The following is a 15,266-nucleotide window of genomic DNA, read 5'->3' on the forward strand; positions in this document are numbered from 1 at the left end:
ATGGCCCGCATTCTTTCCCAGACCAAATCGGCAGCCGTCAATCCGCTGAAGTCGTCACAGCCGCTGGGTGCGGCCTTGGCCTTTCTTGGGGTCGAGGGCGCGATGCCACTGTTCCACGGCAGCCAGGGCTGCACCAGCTTCGCGCTCGTGCTCTTCGTGCGGCATTTCAAGGAAGCGATCCCCTTGCAGACCACCGCGATGGACGAAGTGACGACGATCCTCGGCGGGGCGGACAATCTGGAAGAGGCGATCCTCAACCTCAAGGTCCGCACAAAGCCAAAGCTGATCGGGGTCTGCACGACGGCGCTGGTGGAAACCCGTGGCGAAGATTGCGCAGGCGATATCGCCAGCATCAGGCTGAAGCGCGCGGAAGAGATCGCGGGTACGGAGATCGTGCTGGCCAACACGCCGGATTTCGACGGCGCGATCGAAGAGGGCTGGGCCAAGGCTGTCACCGCGATGATCGAAGGCATTACACGCCCTGGCGAGCAGGTGCGGCAGTCAAAGAAGATCGCGATCCTGCCCGGCTGGAACCTCACTGTGGCTGACATCGAGCATTTGCGTGAGATGGTTGAAAGCTTTGGGCTGAAGCCGGTGATTTTGCCGGACGTCTCAGGCTCACTCGACGGTACTGTGCCCGACCGTTGGGTCACGACCACCTATGGCGGCACCAGCGTCGAGGATATCCGCGAGCTTGGCACGGCCGAGCACTGTATCGCCATCGGCGAGCATATGCGCCGCCCCGCCGAGATGCTGCAGAAATTGACCGGCGTGCCTTACGTCTTGTTCCAGTCGCTGACCGGATTGAAGGGCGCTGACCGGTTCGTCTCGCTGCTGTCCGCGATTTCAGGCGCGTCGGTGCCGGCCGGGGTGCGCCGTCGCCGGGCGCAATTGCAGGATGCGTTGCTCGACGGGCATTTCCATTTCGGAGGCAAGAAAATTGCGATCGCTGCTGAACCAGACCAACTCTATCAACTCGCAACCTTCTTCGTCGGCATGGGCTCCGAAATCGCGGCGGCGGTCTCCACGACCGATATGTCGAAAATTCTGGAAAAAGTACCGGCGCAGTCGGTTCAGATCGGCGATCTCGGCGATTTGGAAGCTCTTGCCGCGGGCGCTGATCTTCTCGTCACCCATTCCCATGGCCGCCAGGCGGCGCAGCGCCTTGGCATTCCGCTCATGCGCGTCGGCTTCCCGGTCTTCGACCGGCTCGGCAGCCAGCACAAGCTCACAATCCTCTATCAGGGCACCCGCGACCTGATCTTCGAAGTTGCCAACATCTTCCAGGCCAACCAGCACGCGCCGACGCCTGAGGCACTTGATCCACTCCGTAAGCGAGAAATGCCAGATGAGCTCCGTTCGTCGCCTCTCACTCGTCACTGACGAGGTTCACGCACCGATGCCGGAAAGACGAGCAGGCGCATTGCGCGTGGCCATCGCCACGCACGACATGAAGGACCTCAATGCCCATTTCGGGTCGGCCAAGCGCTTTGCTGTCTACGACGTGACGCGCGTGGAATGGAACCTCGTGGAAGCCGTGGCCTTCGATGACGTTTCCGACGAGAGCGGGGAGCATCGGAGCGAGGGCGATGACCGCATCATGCCGAAGGTGGAGGCGCTGAAGGGCTGTCATCTCCTGTTCTGTCTGGCGATCGGCGGGCCTTCGGCGGCCAAGGTAGTTTCGGCAAAAATCCATCCGATCAAGGTGCCGCACCCCCAACCCATCCAGGAGGTGCTGTTGCGCACGCAGATGATGCTCAGGACGTGTCCTCCCCCCTGGCTGCGCAAGGTGCTGGCGGAGGCAGGCGTCGCCGAGAAGAAACCGTCCTTCGAGGATGACTGAAATGAGGAGAAGGCGAAATGTCAGATACCGCGGCTAGCACTGCTGTCGCCGAGGACGAGGCGGCGCTTGCCACCCCGTTCGTCAAATGCCTCGTGCGGCTGATCCGTGCTCAGGATTCCTACGGGTCATGGGAAGGCAAACCGGATGCCGAGCTTCTGGGCGACTTCATCATCACCAGGGAACAGCGCCGTGCGATCCCGATCATCGGCGATCCCGATCCGGACGTGCTGTGGAGGCTCGATAAGTTCTATGCCGCCGTCGGGCTTGCGATCGAGGAGCGCTGCGGCCTGATGGCATCGCCGATGATGGAGATGAGCCATGAGGGCTTTGGGCGCGTGCTCTTCACGGCCGGACGGCTGGTCGTGCTTTCGAAGACCCTGCGCGACGTCCACCGGTTCGGCTTCGAGACGTTCCGGAAGCTCGCTCAGGCCGGCACGAAACTGGTCGGCGACGCAATCGCTACCATCGAGACCTATCCCGAGGTGGCGCGTGCGTGATGAAGCGGATCTTCGAGCAAGGGGGGCCATGACAATCTTGAGCGAGCGCGATAGCCAGCCCACGGAAGCCGAGGCGGGCCAGGTCGATGAGGGGGCTCTTGGGGTAGCGCCGAAGAAGCCACTCGTTTTGATCTGTTCGCAAGATGCGGAGTTCTATCTGAATTATAGCCACATTCTGGAGGCGGACCGCTTCGCGAGTGAGCAGGCAGGCTGCGCGAAGGAAGCATTTGTATTGGCCGAACAACGGGAGTTCCACGCCGTCGTGCTGGACTGCGTGCCAGCAAGCGCGACGGGAGCCACAATCTGCGCCCGCCTCAAGGAGGAGCCGCGGACGGCCGACCTGCCCGTTATTGCCCTGATCGCGCGCGGCGCCGAGGACCAGCACCTCGATCTCCTGAAAGCTGGCATTGACGAGATCTTTGTGCGGCCGATCGACCCGGCCAAGCTGCTCGACTGTCTACGGGCGAGGCTGGCGCTGCCGAAGCGGGGCGCAAATGGTCTTGAAAACGGCGGCTGGCTCACCTGTGGCGGCCTCGAGATGAAGCTCGATGCCCGCCGGATTCGCGGCAATGGCCACGACATTCACCTCGGACTCATCGAGTTCAACGTGCTGCGGCTTATGATTGAAGCTCCCGGCAAGGTCTTCAGCCGGGAGGAGCTTATCGGCAGGGCCTGGGGGGACAACATCCATGTCGAACCACGCACCGTCGATGTCCATATCAGCCGGATCAGAAAAGCCCTGAAGTCAGCTTCGCCCGACAGCGACATTCGCACCGTCAGGTCGGCCGGCTACTTGCTCGAGAAGCCGGCCGACTGAATCAAGTGCCGGGTGTGGTGGCACTCCCACCCTCGCCGTGAGCCGGTCTTGCGGCCTGAAACGCCCCTAAACGCATACTCAGGAAGAAGCAGGCAAATGGGTTTTAAAACCGTACTCTGTGTGACCGGCGCCGACCATTCCGATCAGGACATCAGAACTGCTGCCGGCTTGTGTGCCGAAGTCGGCGCGCACCTTTCCGTACGGATTATACCGGCTCCGATGCTCGCTATGTCATATCCGCCGATCGGAGATGGTATCCCCGAGTGGCCTACGGGACGTGGACAGACAATTGCCAGATTGAACAATCGGTTTCGGCAAATCGACAGGTTTTCACAGGAGGTGGCCAGACAGGAAAAGCGCTCCAAGGATATCCAGAAGCTGCTGAGAGCCATGTGCCTTTCCTATGACGTCGATACCGATTATTGCGATGCGACCGGCGTGGGTGAGGTTGTGCGACAGCGGGCGCTCTGCGCCGACCTGACAATTGTTGGCCCCGCACTTCTCAACGACAGTATTCTCGGACCTCTTGTTATAAACGGCAGCTTATTCGATACGGGAAAGCCGGTGCTTATTGCGCCGAAGGGCGCTGAGGCGACCCTGTGGCCACGGCGCGTCCTGGTCGGTTGGGATTCACGACTCGAGGCGTCCCGTGCTGTTCGGGAAGCGCTGGGTCTCCTATGCGTTGCTGAGGAAGTTCGTGTCGCCCTGGTCGATCCGAAGGCGAACTACAACGGGAACGGCGCGGAGCCTGGAGCCGACATCGCTGCCTATCTCACTCGGCACGGTGCTCGGGTGTCGGTTGACCTACTGCCAAGTGCCGGCAAACCGGCGGCCACGGTGCTTGCGCAGCACGCAATCGACATTTCTGCCGACATGATAGTCATGGGCGTTTATGGCAGCCGCCGGCTGCGTGAGCGGCTCTTTGGCGGTGCGACGAGATGGATCTTTGAGAAGCCGACATTGCCGCTGTTTTTGGCTCGATGACTGGTTCGGGAGTTGCACCGATGCTGTTCAAAGCTCGACTCTCCTGGTCACCGATCCTGCTGCCAATTGGGAGAAGGGTCACGGCAAACGCGGGAAATTTCGCGAAGCTCCTCGGAGCCAATGTGCACGCGCCGTCGCCGAGACCATCGGACGTGTCTAGCGCGCTCTCGGGGGTTCTCTTCGCCCGGAGATGATCCGCAACGCGGAGACCGGTCGGGCAGAGGTACAGAGCGCTCTTAAATGCACTCAAAAGCACGCTTCGAAGGTCGGCGTCGGATCGAGAAGGAGAGTCGTTTCAGCGCGGCAGGCCCGACTTCGGACCCGGCATCGCATGCGCGCTATCGCGATCTCCTTCACTGGCTGGGAGCTGAACCACGCAATGACCGTGCCGTGGCCGAGGCCCCAACTTCAAGTCGAGACGGTTGTTCTCTTGGCCGTAGTCGGCGGGAATCTATGGCATCAATTACGTTATCATCGCCTGGGACGGTAGCCAGTAGCGGCGAGGGCGGCTGCATTTTCAGCGTTTTCAGCCGGCCCGGCCCGACCCGCGTGGCGACCGGGCGGTTTTCGGGCTGGTCAATTCCGACAACGCTCACATTCGCATCAGGCGGTCCCTGTAGCGCCTGAGCACAGGGGACACAGAAGATAACGACACGAGACCAGAAAAATCCCGGAGAGAGCTCGCCGGACGGTACATGCCGCCACTCATCCTGGGCTTTTTCGCCACGATCATCATCGTCAATCTGGCGATGGCGGTATTCGCGAGCCGCAGCTGGACCGGCTTCGTCGTAAGAACTCCTATGCCGCCAACTAGGAATTCAATCGCCCAGGCGGAGCGAGGAGGGCACACGCGGTCGGATCGAGCAGCCACCTTGCAATCGCAAGTGGCGAGATCCGCAATAGCCGGCCGGACCGGAGCAAGAAGCTCGGGCCAGGTGGCGTGAAGCGGACGATGATAGGAGCATGGCGTGGCCCGCGCAGTCATGATGTCCATCTGCTCGTCCCTCAATCCGAATATATGTTGCGTCGTCCGAGGCCACGCTTTTTCCGGCGGCGCGAAGCGCGTGATGCGTGTCCAAAACCTGACAGCGGCAGAAAATATGTCGGGTTCAATACAACCGGACATCTTGGACACTTGGGGTTTTTCAAAGCGCAATCATGGGCTTATTGCGCGCTGAGCGTGCTGGCACGGCCTTTGCGAATTGAGATGCGGCAACACTGAGTGAAGGCTGACTGCATGCAGACGAACAAGACGAGCGATGCTCTCCTTTCCCGTGTTGCCCCGCCTGAGGGAAACAAGCTCGCGCATAAAGCGCGCAACCTTTGGCAATAGCTTTGGAGAGCAACATGGTATTGCAGATGGAGTCCCCGGCTCCTTCGATCAAAGTGGAGGACTGGCCGCGTGGCCAGCCCCTCACGAACTTCCAGCCCGGCAAAGTGTACATCGTCGAATTTTGGGCAACTTGGTGCGGACCATGCGTGGCGGCGATGCCCCACCTGGTGCAGCTGCAGGAGAAATACAAGGACAGCGGACTTGAGGTCGTCGGAGTCGCGACTTCTGAAGGCGCTCCAACGGCCGAAGAGGCCCGCACCAAGTTGGACGCGTGGTTGACCGAAAAGTGCTCGAATCTGAACTATCGGATCGCGTTCGACCACACAGGCGAAATGAACAAGCTTTGGATGGAACCCAGCTTGTCCGTCGGGATTCCGGCCTCGTTCGTGGTCGACCGAGACGGCCACATCGCCTTTATCGGCGACCCGGCGGACCTCGAGGACGTTTTGCCGAAGGTTCTTAACGGCAGCTGGCGCAGCAGCGATGAAGCGAAAGCCGCCGATACACGGCGAGTCGCTAGTAACCAACGCACAGCACGCGAACTATCGCTGACCATGCCGATATACGCCAAACTTCGGCCGGCGATGGAGGCCGAGGATTGGATGGCGGCACTCACGGCCATCGAAGAAGGCCTCGCCTTAATGCCAGATGATAGCGGGTTCCGGGAAACTCATGCGAATCTACTGCTTCACAAGCGGCGCGACATGCGGGCCGGCTTGCCAGCCATGCGCCAATTAGTCGAGGACGCGATCGACAAAAAATTCGAGGCCGTGTCTTGGATGGTCATGGCCCTGAACCAACTCTTCGATCCGGAAATGGACAACTCCCATCTCCCCCGTGCTGAGCGCTTTGCGATGGGCGACAAGCTCTCGGAACAGATCCTGACACTGAATCCCCCACAAGGCGACGGACCCCTTAAATTCCGTTGGTACCTCCCGGTCGCTCAGTATTATTACGAGAGCGGCAACAAGGATCGCGCGATGGAGTTGATCGAGGTGGCATTGAAATCTCTGGGTGATCCGGAGACAATGCCGGACCACTTCAAACAGTACTACCTTAGCCCATTGCTCCAAGCCCTGGCCAACTACACGGGTGAGCACGCCTGTTACGCGGATCTTTGCGTGGTTCCGCAAAACAAGACTTCCGAAACTCAAACCGCAGTCGCCTCATGAGCAAAGATCGCAAAGGGATGACAATTGGAATTGAACCCTGGCCAATTCGTCCAGTTTCTGCGGCGGGCCCGCGGTAAGTATGTCCATTGCAGCACAGGGCGCATCGCTTGCCGCAGGTTGGAGTTCAAAACTTGCGATGCCCTCCGGCTGCATCGCGGGAGACGGGATACTCGACGCGATTCTGGCCGCGGTGGAAGACCCCGCAGTCGAGGACCTCTTCAAGATCGGCCAGCGGGACATAAATTGCGTGGAATCGGCCGCCCGGAGCCGGACGTCGGCTGCGCAAGTGTGCCCGAAGCAGGGGTCCCCGAAAACAGAAATCCTCCTTCGAGGACGAGGACTGAAATTGAGGAGAAGGTGAAATGTCTGATGCCGCGGTTAGCCCTGCTGTAAACGAGCACGAGGCGGCCCTTGCCACCCCGTTTGTCAAATGCCTCGTGCGGCTGATCCGTGCTCAAGACTTTGACGGCTCATGGCGAGGCAAGGCTGACACCGAGCTGCTGGCCGGCTTCATCATCACGAAGGAACAGCGCCGTGCCATCCCCATCATCGGCGATCCTGATCCGGACGTGCTGTGGAGGCTGGACATGTTTTACACCGCCGTCAGTCTTGCGATCGAGGAGCGCTCCGGCCTAATCACATCGCCAATGAAGGAGATGAAACCGATGGGGGCTTCGGGCGCCTGGTTTCCACGGCCGGGCGGTTGGTCGTTCTGTCGAGACGTCCACCGGTTTGGCTTCGAGACGTTCCGGAAACTCGCGGAGGCCGGTACGAAACTGGTCGACGATGCGACTGCAGCTATTGGCTTCCCGCCGTGGCGCGGCCGTGAAGAAACTGATTTCGAGGAAGGATTTATGTCAAACCTGGATGAGATGGGGAAGAAAGTCCGAAAGCTTCAGCTGCGTGCGGCAGTTGCGAAGATGAAATTGCGCGACCTTGCAGAGGATCTCCCGGTCCAATGGACTGAGATAGAGGAGGTTGCCGAGAAAGCGTACGCCGTTTTTGCCGAGTTGGATGATGCCAAGAGAGAGCTCGCTGCAATGAAGAATTTACGATGAGGAGCACATTCACCACCCGCGACGGCTCCATATGGCTGCCGGAATATCTGACTGCTATAGATGGCAGGACTTGTATCGGCTGCGGGCGCTGTTTCAAGGTCTGCTCGCGCGAGGTCATGCACCTTCACGGCGTCGATGACGCGGGTGAAATCCTCGGCGTCTGCGACGGCGAGGACGACGACTTCGATGGCGAGCTCAATCGCATGATCATGGTTGTCGATAATGCCGGCCGCTGCATTGGCTGCGGAGCCTGCGGCCGCGTTTGCCCGAAGAACTGCCAGACCCATGTTGCGGCCGACCAGGTCGCAGCATGACTTGATGGGACAAACCAGGAGAACGGCGTTGCCCTTTAGAATTTTTCATCGTGTCCTGTGGTTGGTCCTATGCAGCAACGCGCTGACTGTCTACTTCGCTTCTCATTCCATCCGTCTAGTGGTCGTCACGACGCTGGCTTGTTCGCTGCTCCTTCAGGTGGGCTATTTCGCAAGCGTGTTCTTTCTGATCTGGCGGTCTGGCTGCGCTAGCAGAGCTGGCCAAAGGACTGAGCATTTCGGTAGTTGCAAGGAAGTTCGATCCCAGCCGGCAGACCATGATGAGGAGAGGTGGCTCGGCAAAATTGGACAGGGTGATAAGTGGAATTTCTGCCTGAGATCGGCATGAGTGCCGGAACAGGAGAATCACGAATGAGCAGACGACCACGCCGGAACCACAGCCCGGCTTTCAAGGCGAAAGTTGCGCTTGCGGCGATCAAGGGAGAAAAGACGCTGGCCGAGCTGGCGCAGCAATATGATGTGCATGCGAACCAGATCACGGATTGGAGAAAGCAGCTTCTGGACGGGGCCTCGAACGTGTTTGGCGCGGCGGAGAAATCGGAGCCGACGGTGGACATAAAGGCCCTCCATGCCAAGATCGGAGAGCTGACGCTGGCCAATGATTTTTTAGGCTCGGCGCTCGGCAAGGCCGGCTGGTCGGGGAGCGCAAGACGATGATCGACCGGGAACATGAACTGCCGATTGCCAAGCAGGCGGCCGAACTGGGGATCAGCCGCGGCAGCGTCTACTCCCTACCCAAGCCGACATCGGCGGCAGACCTGAAGCTGATGCGGCGCATCGACGAATTGCACCTGGATTACCCGTTCGCGGGCAGCCGCATGTTGCAGAAGCTTTTGAAGCGCGAAGGCTATGAGACGGGTCGCCTGCATGTGCGCACCTTGATGAAGCGCATGGGTATCGAGGCGCTCTACCGCAAGCCGCGCACTTCGAAGCCGGGCGACGGGCACAAGATCTATCCGTATTTGCTGGGCAAGCTGGCGGTGACGCGGCCCAACCAGGTCTGGGCGACGGACCTGACCTATATCCCGATGGCCCGCGGCTTCTGCTACCTGGTTGCTGTCGTCGACTGGTTCACGCGCAAGGTACTGAGCTGGCGGCTGTCGATCACCATGGATGCGGCGTTTTGCATTGAAGCCCTCGAGGAGGCGCTGGCGACATACGGCAAGCCCGAGATCTTCAACTCCGATCAGGGCAGCCAGTTCACCAGCCATGACTTCACCAAGGTCCTGCTCGACCGGGAGATCAGGATCAGCATGGATGGCAAGGGCGCCTGGCGCGACAACGTCTTCGTCGAGCGTCTCTGGCGGTCGGTGAAATATGAGGAGGTCTATCTCAAGGCCTATAACAGCGTTCGCGAAGGGCGGGCGTCGATCGGAAAATATCTCGATTTCTACAATCGGCGACGTCCGCATTCCAGCCTTGACGGCAGAGCGCCAGATGAGGCCTACTTCACCCCGCTACCGCTTCCCGAGGCGGCCTAACCAGAGGCAGTGTTCCACTTATAAATCGGGAATTCCTGTCCAAACAAACCGAGCCACCTCTGAGGTGAGGAATGAATCTTCAGATGTGCCTCAGCTTGGCCCGGCATTTCCCTGCCCCCGGCGAGGCGTCGTGATCCATGGGAAATCTACGCCACTTTGGATCAACTAGGGACATCGTGCTGACCGTCCAAGCATTGGTGTGCTTGAAATGGGCAGAGATGACCGCATCCTGGCCCGTCTAGCGTCAATCCAGCTGTTTGGGTTCGGTTGACACATAATAGCCGTCACAGCACGCCATCCCACGCGGGTGGCTTTGTCTCGATGACGAACGCGGCGCTGGAAAGAAAAATGGGAGCCTTCTGCAACGTCCGACGACACAGCTGGCTTCAAATCAAAAGCCCATGAGCGAGGGCGGAGTTGGTTCAGCTCAATCACGTGTTGCAGGAGAGAACATGCTGGAAAAGTTCGAACGCTATCCGCTCACCTTTGGACCCACACCCATCGAGAAGCTCGATCGCCTCGGCAAGCATTTAGGAGGAAAGGTTGAAATCTACGCCAAACGCGAGGACTGCAACTCCGGTCTCGCGTTTGGCGGAAACAAGCTGCGCAAGCTCGAATACATCATTCCCGACGCGATCGCGTCAGATGCCGATACGCTCGTCACCATCGGGGGCGTGCAGTCCAACCACACCCGCATGGTCGCCGCGGTCGCCGCCAAGATCGGCATGAAATGTCTCCTGGTTCAGGAGAGCTGGGTACCCCATGAGGATGCCGTCTACGACCGGGTCGGCAACATTCTCTTGAGCCGCATCATGGGAGCAGAGGTGCACCTGGTCGACGAGGGCTTTGACATCGGTATCCGCCGCAGTTGGGAAAAGGCTCTTTACGAGGTCAAGGCAAGGGGCGGCAGGCCGTATGCGATACCTGCCGGGGCGTCTGTTCACCCGAATGGAGGCCTCGGCTATGTGGGATTCGCCGAGGAGGTGCGGGCTCAGGAGAAACAGCTTGGGTTTGCCTTCGACTACATTGTCGTTTGCACGGTCACCGGTTCGACGCATGCCGGGATGCTCGTCGGATTCGCCGAGGACGGTCGACAGCGCAACGTGATCGGTATCGATGCCTCTGCCATCCCCGCTAAGACCAAGGCGCAGGTGCTAAGCATTGCCCAACATACAGCGATGCTCGTCGAGCTCGAAACGGAACTCGTCGAGGATGACGTTGTGTTGCTCGAGGAGTACGCGTACCCGTGTTATGGCATTCCGTCCGAGGAAACCAAGGATGCCATCCGCCTGTGTGCGCGTCTTGAGGGTATGATTACCGATCCCGTCTACGAGGGCAAATCGATGCAAGGGATGATCGACCTCGTCCAGAAAGGCTTCTTTCCAGAGGGATCGAGGGTCCTCTACGCGCATCTCGGCGGCGCGCCGGCGATCAACGGGTACGGTTACACCTTTCGCAACGGCTGACGCGGTTGCGCCTTCCTGCCGTGCCGACGATGCGCTCAAAGTTCGTTCGAGGCCGCTTAGCCGGCTCTCTGGCCCAGAGGATGCCAGCATTCTGAGGCGGTCGCGCGGCCGTCCCGTGCATGCGAAGGTACGCGTCGCTACGAGCGGAAGACTTCAGGGAGATCGTGAGGGGTGATCCACGGGGCCGCACGAAAGCCACGCCGATGATTCAGATCGCTGATCTTGGTACTTTATCCTATGGTGAAGGGTGGATACGATCCCTCGTACCGACCATATAAGGTGCCGTTGTGGGATTGTCTGATCGACCTTGTCTGCTTTACGAAGTTATCGAACTATCCTTCCCATGTCGCTCTTGCTGCTGGCTTGATGCACTAGATGCAGTGCGCCGATCTGCAGACGAGGCACCTGCTCCAACCATTTCAGCCATATCGTCTCGATCCCGGCTAGCTTCGGCGGAGACCGCTCTGACGCAGCCGACCCGTCCCGGTATTCGCACGCAATATCAGCTTTTAGGAAGACATTGGGGCGCAAAGCTGACCTTGAGGTAGCAAGTTCAAGCTTAATGCGTGTTCGTAATTCTCGCTTCGAAAACCGCATAAGATTGCAGTAAGGAACGGCGTGTTTCGTTTACAGAAATTAAGCACTCCGGCGATTTACACGAACAAACTTGCAACAGACGTTACGACACGTCTGATGTAATATAGGTTATAATAAGTCAATAATCGAAACCAGCAGAACGATTGATAGTGCAACATTATCGGTCGTTTTATCAGAACGACAGGTGCGGCGGTTTTTGCGCAAATCAATTGCCAAAAGCGCCGCGATGATTCATCGTGATTGCGATGATTCTGCGTCCCAAACCCGCTCCGCGCCACTACGCCACGCTTGCCGGCGCCCCTTCGACCGCGCCGCTGGCAACGGTGCCGGCCTGGCTGCGCCGGGCCACCGCGGATGCGCAAAGCCTTGCGGGAAAAGGCGCAGGGCCAAATGCCCTTGAGGACGTCGCGCTCGCCGCAGGCGCCGCCATCGGCGCGCTCGATGCAGTGGTCCGCCGGCACGAGCGGTGGGCGGGGGCCTGGCGGCAGCGCCTGGCGCTTGCGGCGGCCGCGGCAACGGCGAAGCAGGCGGGCCGCGTCGAAGATGAAAATGCGCTGCGCGACGCCGTGCTGCTCACACGCCCGGGCGATTTTTTGTCTGTCGGCCCGGCCGGATCGATGCTGCTGGCTTGGCGCCGGCTGGCAGCCCGGCCCGCCGAGGAGCTTCTCACGAAGAGAAGTCTCGCCGCGATATTGGAAGAGTTCGGTTACGCCCGCGACGACGAGGCGGTCAGCGATCTGGTGGACGAACTTCTGCAGCTTGCCGCCAACGCCGGGACGGTCGAAACGCTGGTCGGGGCCTTCGCGGCCGCGGAGATTTACGGCTTCGGACGCACGGTCGGAGCCTGGCTCGCCGACGCACTGCTGGCGCAGCGGCTGGGTTGGGCGCATGCGGTGCCTTTGCTGGGTGCGGAGAAGGCTTTGGGAGTGGGTAAGGGCCGGCCGCGTCGACCGGCGACTGCCGACCAGGCTGCGGGTGCCGAGACGGAAGCCGATTTGGCCAAAAGTCTGCTTGCCGCACAGGCGCGCGCTGCGCTGCGTGCGATTGATCTTTCCGCTGAAATCGAGCGCCGCGCGGACCGGCTGCTTGCCGTTGCGCCGAAACTCAGGGCCAAGGCGGCGGACGCTGTTGTCGACAAGCTCCTGTCCGACGATGCGATCGTTGCCTCGGAAAAGATCGCAGGCATGAGTGACCGTGGGCTGCGCCGCCTGTTCGACCGGCTGGTCGAACTCGGCGCGGTGCGTGAACTGTCCGGTCGCCCGACCTTCCGCATCTACGGGCTTTGAGAGCAAATGGTAGAAGCGGTGCGGACAAAAAGAGGCAAAGGGCGGTCCGACGATGGTCGATCAAATGACCATTTGTTCGACCGCGAGCTGGATCACCTGCCGCCGGAAGCGCGTTGGCGCGAATGGATGAACCGTGTCGAAGCAACGATTTTTGCGGCCAGCGAGCCGGTCAACCGCGAAACGCTCGCCCGCATCGTCGGAAAAAGCTGCAGCATTGATCTCCTCATCGACGACATCCGCGAAGAACTGCGCGGTCGACCCTATGACCTCGTCGCCGTCGCCGGCGGCTGGAAACACCTGACCCGGCCTGCCTATGCAGACGCCATCCGCGCCGCGGTCGGCGGCAACGAGCGCGCGGCGGACCTGACGCAGTCAGAGGTGCTCGTGCTGATGTGCATCGGCTACTTCCAGCCGATCACCCGCGCCGAGCTGTCGTCTTTCTTCGGCAAGGAGATCAGTCGCGATTTTATTGGTCATCTGCGCGGTGCCGGCCTGATCGCTTCCGGTCCGCGTAGCCCGACGCCGGGCGCGCCATACACCTACGTGACGACAAAAGAGTTCCTTCTGGAGTTCGGGCTCGACACGCTGCGCGACCTGCCGGATTTCGAGGCGCTCGAGGATGCCGGACTGCTCTCAAAGGAGAAGCTGCTGGCTGGTGACATCATGCCCGACTTTGCCGACGGCCAAGAGGACATCGGAAGCAGGACGGGCGAATAGCTGCGCTTGACGGCGGAACGATCGCCGCGCTTGCTTAGCTGCTGTGCAACCGCGATCTGGAACTCGTCCCGGTCAGCATCTGACATCTTCTTCGGCTGGGGCTCGATGTCATCGATTGTGATGTGGACGCGCCGCCGCTTACGCGCGTGGTAGCGCGCCTGCGGCCAGCATCGCCCGCGATGAAATCCCTGAAATCGCTCACCGCCGGCCCAGCTCCCATCTCGACACAGTCTCTCGCTTCCGCCTCGCCGTCACAAGCTGGTTGCCGAGGGAGCGATATCGAGAGAGGCTCCGCCTACTGATCTCACTCGCGCCGCGCAACGACCCGAGTTGGTCCATGGGTCCATGCACGTCCGCATCGGCGTAGGTATCGGTCGAAAGCTGAACCTGGTCTGTGAGGAACGCATCGAAGATGACTGCGATTTCGGCCGGCGTGAAGTGGAACAGGTTGATCTTGCGCTGCGTGTCGGAGGCGACGAGCAACCCGTCCGGCAGATAGGTGCTACCGGACAGCACACCGATGACCCTTGCGTGGAGCATCTTGTCCGCGATGACTTTGGGTGTTCGCCGCTCGATCTTGCGCACGCGCACATCGTAGTTGTCGAAGATCGCCCCCGCGGTTTCGCTCAAGAAAGTCTCGCGCCATTCGACACCGGCCCGGGCCGGTACTTCGTGCACCTCCAACTGCGACTCCCGGAAGCGGTCTGTTACCAGCCGACATTCGATTAACCGCCGCATGCATACTGCCGCAACACCGATAGCCCGCTCCAGCATGTGGTACGGATTGTGCTTCATCTCAGCTTCAGCGAACACCTCCTCCAAGTGAAGGCCTATGCGCCGTTTCTGCTCGGCAAGCTCATTCTTCCACGTATAGGATTGCCAGCGGGACGAGCTGACGGAGCCGAGCCGCATGGCCTCTACAATTCGCTCGTCGACATCATTCGCCATGACTGCCTGCCTCTGTCCTCGCAGCCGGTGGCATCCATTTCCGTTCAACACGCTCGCGGGCGAGCCTGCTCTCCAGGGATGGGTGCTTGGATTGGATGCTTTCGTTGTAGATGTACTCCGCATCCTGCCAGAATTCGACAATTGCATCGACGAAGCCGCACAGACGTTCGATCGGTACGTCCATCGCCCCCACTGTCTGGAGATTGACCTGCGGCAGCTGATCGCCAAACGGCATGGGCGGGATTGGCCGCCAGAGATCGGCACAACGCCGGGACAATTGTACCGCGGAGGCACCGTCGCCATGCCGACAAGCATTTCCCAGCAGCTGTAACGTATCGAGTGCCTCAAAGCTGGGGAACGCCTCCAACCCGATGCCGCGCAGCTCGCTAAACAGCTTCCGCAATCCCTTCCAGTCAGCCACCTCGATCCTCTTGTCTACCGGCTCTCCCGGGCGAAGCTCCCTCGCGCAACCCAGCAGATATGACCTCAGTTGCCGCTCCCAGATCGACTGCATCGCGAGCGCGAAGGCCATTTTCGTTTCGCGCAAGACGTCCTCGATGTCGCCTTTCTCGAACGCGGCCCACGGCTCTCTGTTACGGCCGAGGTCATCGATGCGGCGATCGAGGGAACTCAAGGCCGGGAGGATCACGTCATCGAGGTAGGCTCTGATCGTCCGGTCATGCCGGGAGGCCGCGACATCCGCATAGCAGTTCTGCCATCGGAACAGCGTCATCG

The 15,266-nt window shown here is 60.3% G+C and carries 16 protein-coding genes; 14 read left to right on the top strand and 2 right to left on the bottom strand.

The window, feature by feature from the left end; genetic code table 11:
* The 14 genes from nifN (at nt 1) to scpB (ending at nt 13,583) form a co-directional block, all read left to right on the top strand.
* A complete protein-coding gene (gene nifN, locus LHFGNBLO_RS03160) occupies nt 1-1,383 on the top strand; it encodes a nitrogenase iron-molybdenum cofactor biosynthesis protein NifN (RefSeq protein WP_258600064.1) in 1,383 nt (460 codons plus the stop codon).
* On the top strand, nt 1,349-1,843 hold the full coding sequence (gene nifX, locus LHFGNBLO_RS03165) for a nitrogen fixation protein NifX (RefSeq protein WP_258600065.1): 495 nt from the start codon (nt 1,349-1,351) through the stop codon (nt 1,841-1,843). The genes nifN and nifX overlap by 35 nt, the downstream gene beginning before the upstream one ends.
* A 17-nt stretch (nt 1,844-1,860) precedes the next feature.
* Complete coding sequence (locus tag LHFGNBLO_RS03170) at nt 1,861-2,340, top strand: NifX-associated nitrogen fixation protein (RefSeq protein ID WP_258580979.1); 480 nt, start codon at nt 1,861-1,863, stop codon at nt 2,338-2,340.
* Between the two features lie 28 nt (nt 2,341-2,368).
* Nucleotides 2,369-3,157, top strand: coding sequence for a winged helix-turn-helix domain-containing protein (locus LHFGNBLO_RS03175; protein WP_258600066.1), 789 nt, complete (start codon nt 2,369-2,371; stop codon nt 3,155-3,157).
* Between the two features lie 96 nt (nt 3,158-3,253).
* Nucleotides 3,254-4,141, top strand: a complete 888-nt coding sequence (locus LHFGNBLO_RS03180; protein WP_258600067.1) for a universal stress protein — start codon at nt 3,254-3,256, stop codon at nt 4,139-4,141.
* Between the two features lie 623 nt (nt 4,142-4,764).
* On the top strand, nt 4,765-5,085 hold the full coding sequence (locus LHFGNBLO_RS33610; RefSeq protein ID WP_413774625.1) for a FixH family protein: 321 nt from the start codon (nt 4,765-4,767) through the stop codon (nt 5,083-5,085).
* Between the two features lie 403 nt (nt 5,086-5,488).
* Nucleotides 5,489-6,646 (top strand): TlpA disulfide reductase family protein, encoded by a 1,158-nt coding sequence (locus LHFGNBLO_RS03185; protein WP_258600068.1) that lies wholly within the window; start codon nt 5,489-5,491, stop codon nt 6,644-6,646.
* Between the two features lie 362 nt (nt 6,647-7,008).
* Nucleotides 7,009-7,704: a NifX-associated nitrogen fixation protein gene (locus LHFGNBLO_RS03190; protein WP_258580976.1), complete on the top strand. Its 696-nt coding sequence runs from the start codon at nt 7,009-7,011 to the stop codon at nt 7,702-7,704.
* Nucleotides 7,701-8,018: a ferredoxin III, nif-specific gene (gene fdxB, locus LHFGNBLO_RS03195; RefSeq protein WP_258600069.1), complete on the top strand. Its 318-nt coding sequence runs from the start codon at nt 7,701-7,703 to the stop codon at nt 8,016-8,018. The genes LHFGNBLO_RS03190 and fdxB overlap by 4 nt, the downstream gene beginning before the upstream one ends.
* Nucleotides 8,019-8,022: 4 nt before the next feature.
* Entirely contained in the window at nt 8,023-8,364 is a 342-nt protein-coding gene (locus tag LHFGNBLO_RS03200) for an exopolysaccharide production repressor protein (protein WP_258600499.1), read from the top strand.
* Between the two features lie 23 nt (nt 8,365-8,387).
* Nucleotides 8,388-9,517, top strand: a protein-coding gene (locus LHFGNBLO_RS03205; protein WP_258599977.1) for an IS3 family transposase whose coding sequence is annotated in 2 segments (ribosomal slippage) — nt 8,388-8,646 and nt 8,646-9,517 — 1,131 coding nt in all. Because the reading frame shifts where the segments join, the coding sequence is not laid out codon by codon here.
* A gap of 452 nt (nt 9,518-9,969) precedes the next feature.
* Entirely contained in the window at nt 9,970-10,983 is a 1,014-nt protein-coding gene (locus tag LHFGNBLO_RS03210) for a 1-aminocyclopropane-1-carboxylate deaminase (RefSeq protein ID WP_258600071.1), read from the top strand.
* An 842-nt stretch (nt 10,984-11,825) separates the two neighbouring features.
* Nucleotides 11,826-12,866 (top strand): DUF1403 family protein, encoded by a 1,041-nt coding sequence (locus LHFGNBLO_RS03215; RefSeq protein WP_258600500.1) that lies wholly within the window; start codon nt 11,826-11,828, stop codon nt 12,864-12,866.
* 6 nt (nt 12,867-12,872) lie between these two features.
* The gene (gene scpB / locus LHFGNBLO_RS03220) at nt 12,873-13,583 is read left to right on the top strand and encodes an SMC-Scp complex subunit ScpB (protein WP_258600073.1); all 711 of its coding nucleotides are present in this window, start codon (nt 12,873-12,875) and stop codon (nt 13,581-13,583) included.
* Nucleotides 13,584-13,781: 198 nt separating this feature from the next.
* Here the strand turns inward: scpB and LHFGNBLO_RS03225 are convergent, their stop codons facing one another.
* Nucleotides 13,782-14,531 (bottom strand): hypothetical protein, encoded by a 750-nt coding sequence (locus tag LHFGNBLO_RS03225; protein WP_258600074.1) that lies wholly within the window; start codon nt 14,529-14,531, stop codon nt 13,782-13,784.
* Nucleotides 14,521-15,264, bottom strand: a complete 744-nt coding sequence (locus LHFGNBLO_RS03230; RefSeq protein WP_258600075.1) for a hypothetical protein — start codon at nt 15,262-15,264, stop codon at nt 14,521-14,523. The genes LHFGNBLO_RS03225 and LHFGNBLO_RS03230 overlap by 11 nt, the downstream gene beginning before the upstream one ends.
* Between the last annotated feature and the right edge of the window lie 2 nt (nt 15,265-15,266).

This window comes from Mesorhizobium sp. AR10 (assembly GCF_024746795.1).
Classification (GTDB): domain Bacteria; phylum Pseudomonadota; class Alphaproteobacteria; order Rhizobiales; family Rhizobiaceae; genus Mesorhizobium.

Excerpts from the sequence above, each read along its gene's own strand:
- nifN (WP_258600064.1), top strand. The coding sequence starts at position 1 with ATGGCCCGCATTCTTTCCCAGACCAAATCGGCAGCCGTCAATCCGCTG.
- LHFGNBLO_RS03200 (WP_258600499.1), top strand. The coding sequence starts at position 8,023 with ATGGGACAAACCAGGAGAACGGCGTTGCCCTTTAGAATTTTTCATCGT.
- LHFGNBLO_RS03175 (WP_258600066.1), top strand. The coding sequence starts at position 2,369 with ATGACAATCTTGAGCGAGCGCGATAGCCAGCCCACGGAAGCCGAGGCG.
- LHFGNBLO_RS03180 (WP_258600067.1), top strand. The coding sequence starts at position 3,254 with ATGGGTTTTAAAACCGTACTCTGTGTGACCGGCGCCGACCATTCCGAT.
- LHFGNBLO_RS03185 (WP_258600068.1), top strand. The coding sequence starts at position 5,489 with ATGGTATTGCAGATGGAGTCCCCGGCTCCTTCGATCAAAGTGGAGGAC.
- LHFGNBLO_RS03215 (WP_258600500.1), top strand. The coding sequence starts at position 11,826 with ATGATTCTGCGTCCCAAACCCGCTCCGCGCCACTACGCCACGCTTGCC.
- nifX (WP_258600065.1), top strand. The coding sequence starts at position 1,349 with ATGAGCTCCGTTCGTCGCCTCTCACTCGTCACTGACGAGGTTCACGCA.
- LHFGNBLO_RS03170 (WP_258580979.1), top strand. The coding sequence starts at position 1,861 with ATGTCAGATACCGCGGCTAGCACTGCTGTCGCCGAGGACGAGGCGGCG.
- scpB (WP_258600073.1), top strand. The coding sequence starts at position 12,873 with ATGGTAGAAGCGGTGCGGACAAAAAGAGGCAAAGGGCGGTCCGACGAT.
- LHFGNBLO_RS03225 (WP_258600074.1), bottom strand. The coding sequence starts at position 14,531 with ATGGCGAATGATGTCGACGAGCGAATTGTAGAGGCCATGCGGCTCGGC.
- fdxB (WP_258600069.1), top strand. The coding sequence starts at position 7,701 with ATGAGGAGCACATTCACCACCCGCGACGGCTCCATATGGCTGCCGGAA.
- LHFGNBLO_RS03210 (WP_258600071.1), top strand. The coding sequence starts at position 9,970 with ATGCTGGAAAAGTTCGAACGCTATCCGCTCACCTTTGGACCCACACCC.
- LHFGNBLO_RS03230 (WP_258600075.1), bottom strand. The coding sequence starts at position 15,264 with ATGACGCTGTTCCGATGGCAGAACTGCTATGCGGATGTCGCGGCCTCC.
- LHFGNBLO_RS03190 (WP_258580976.1), top strand. The coding sequence starts at position 7,009 with ATGTCTGATGCCGCGGTTAGCCCTGCTGTAAACGAGCACGAGGCGGCC.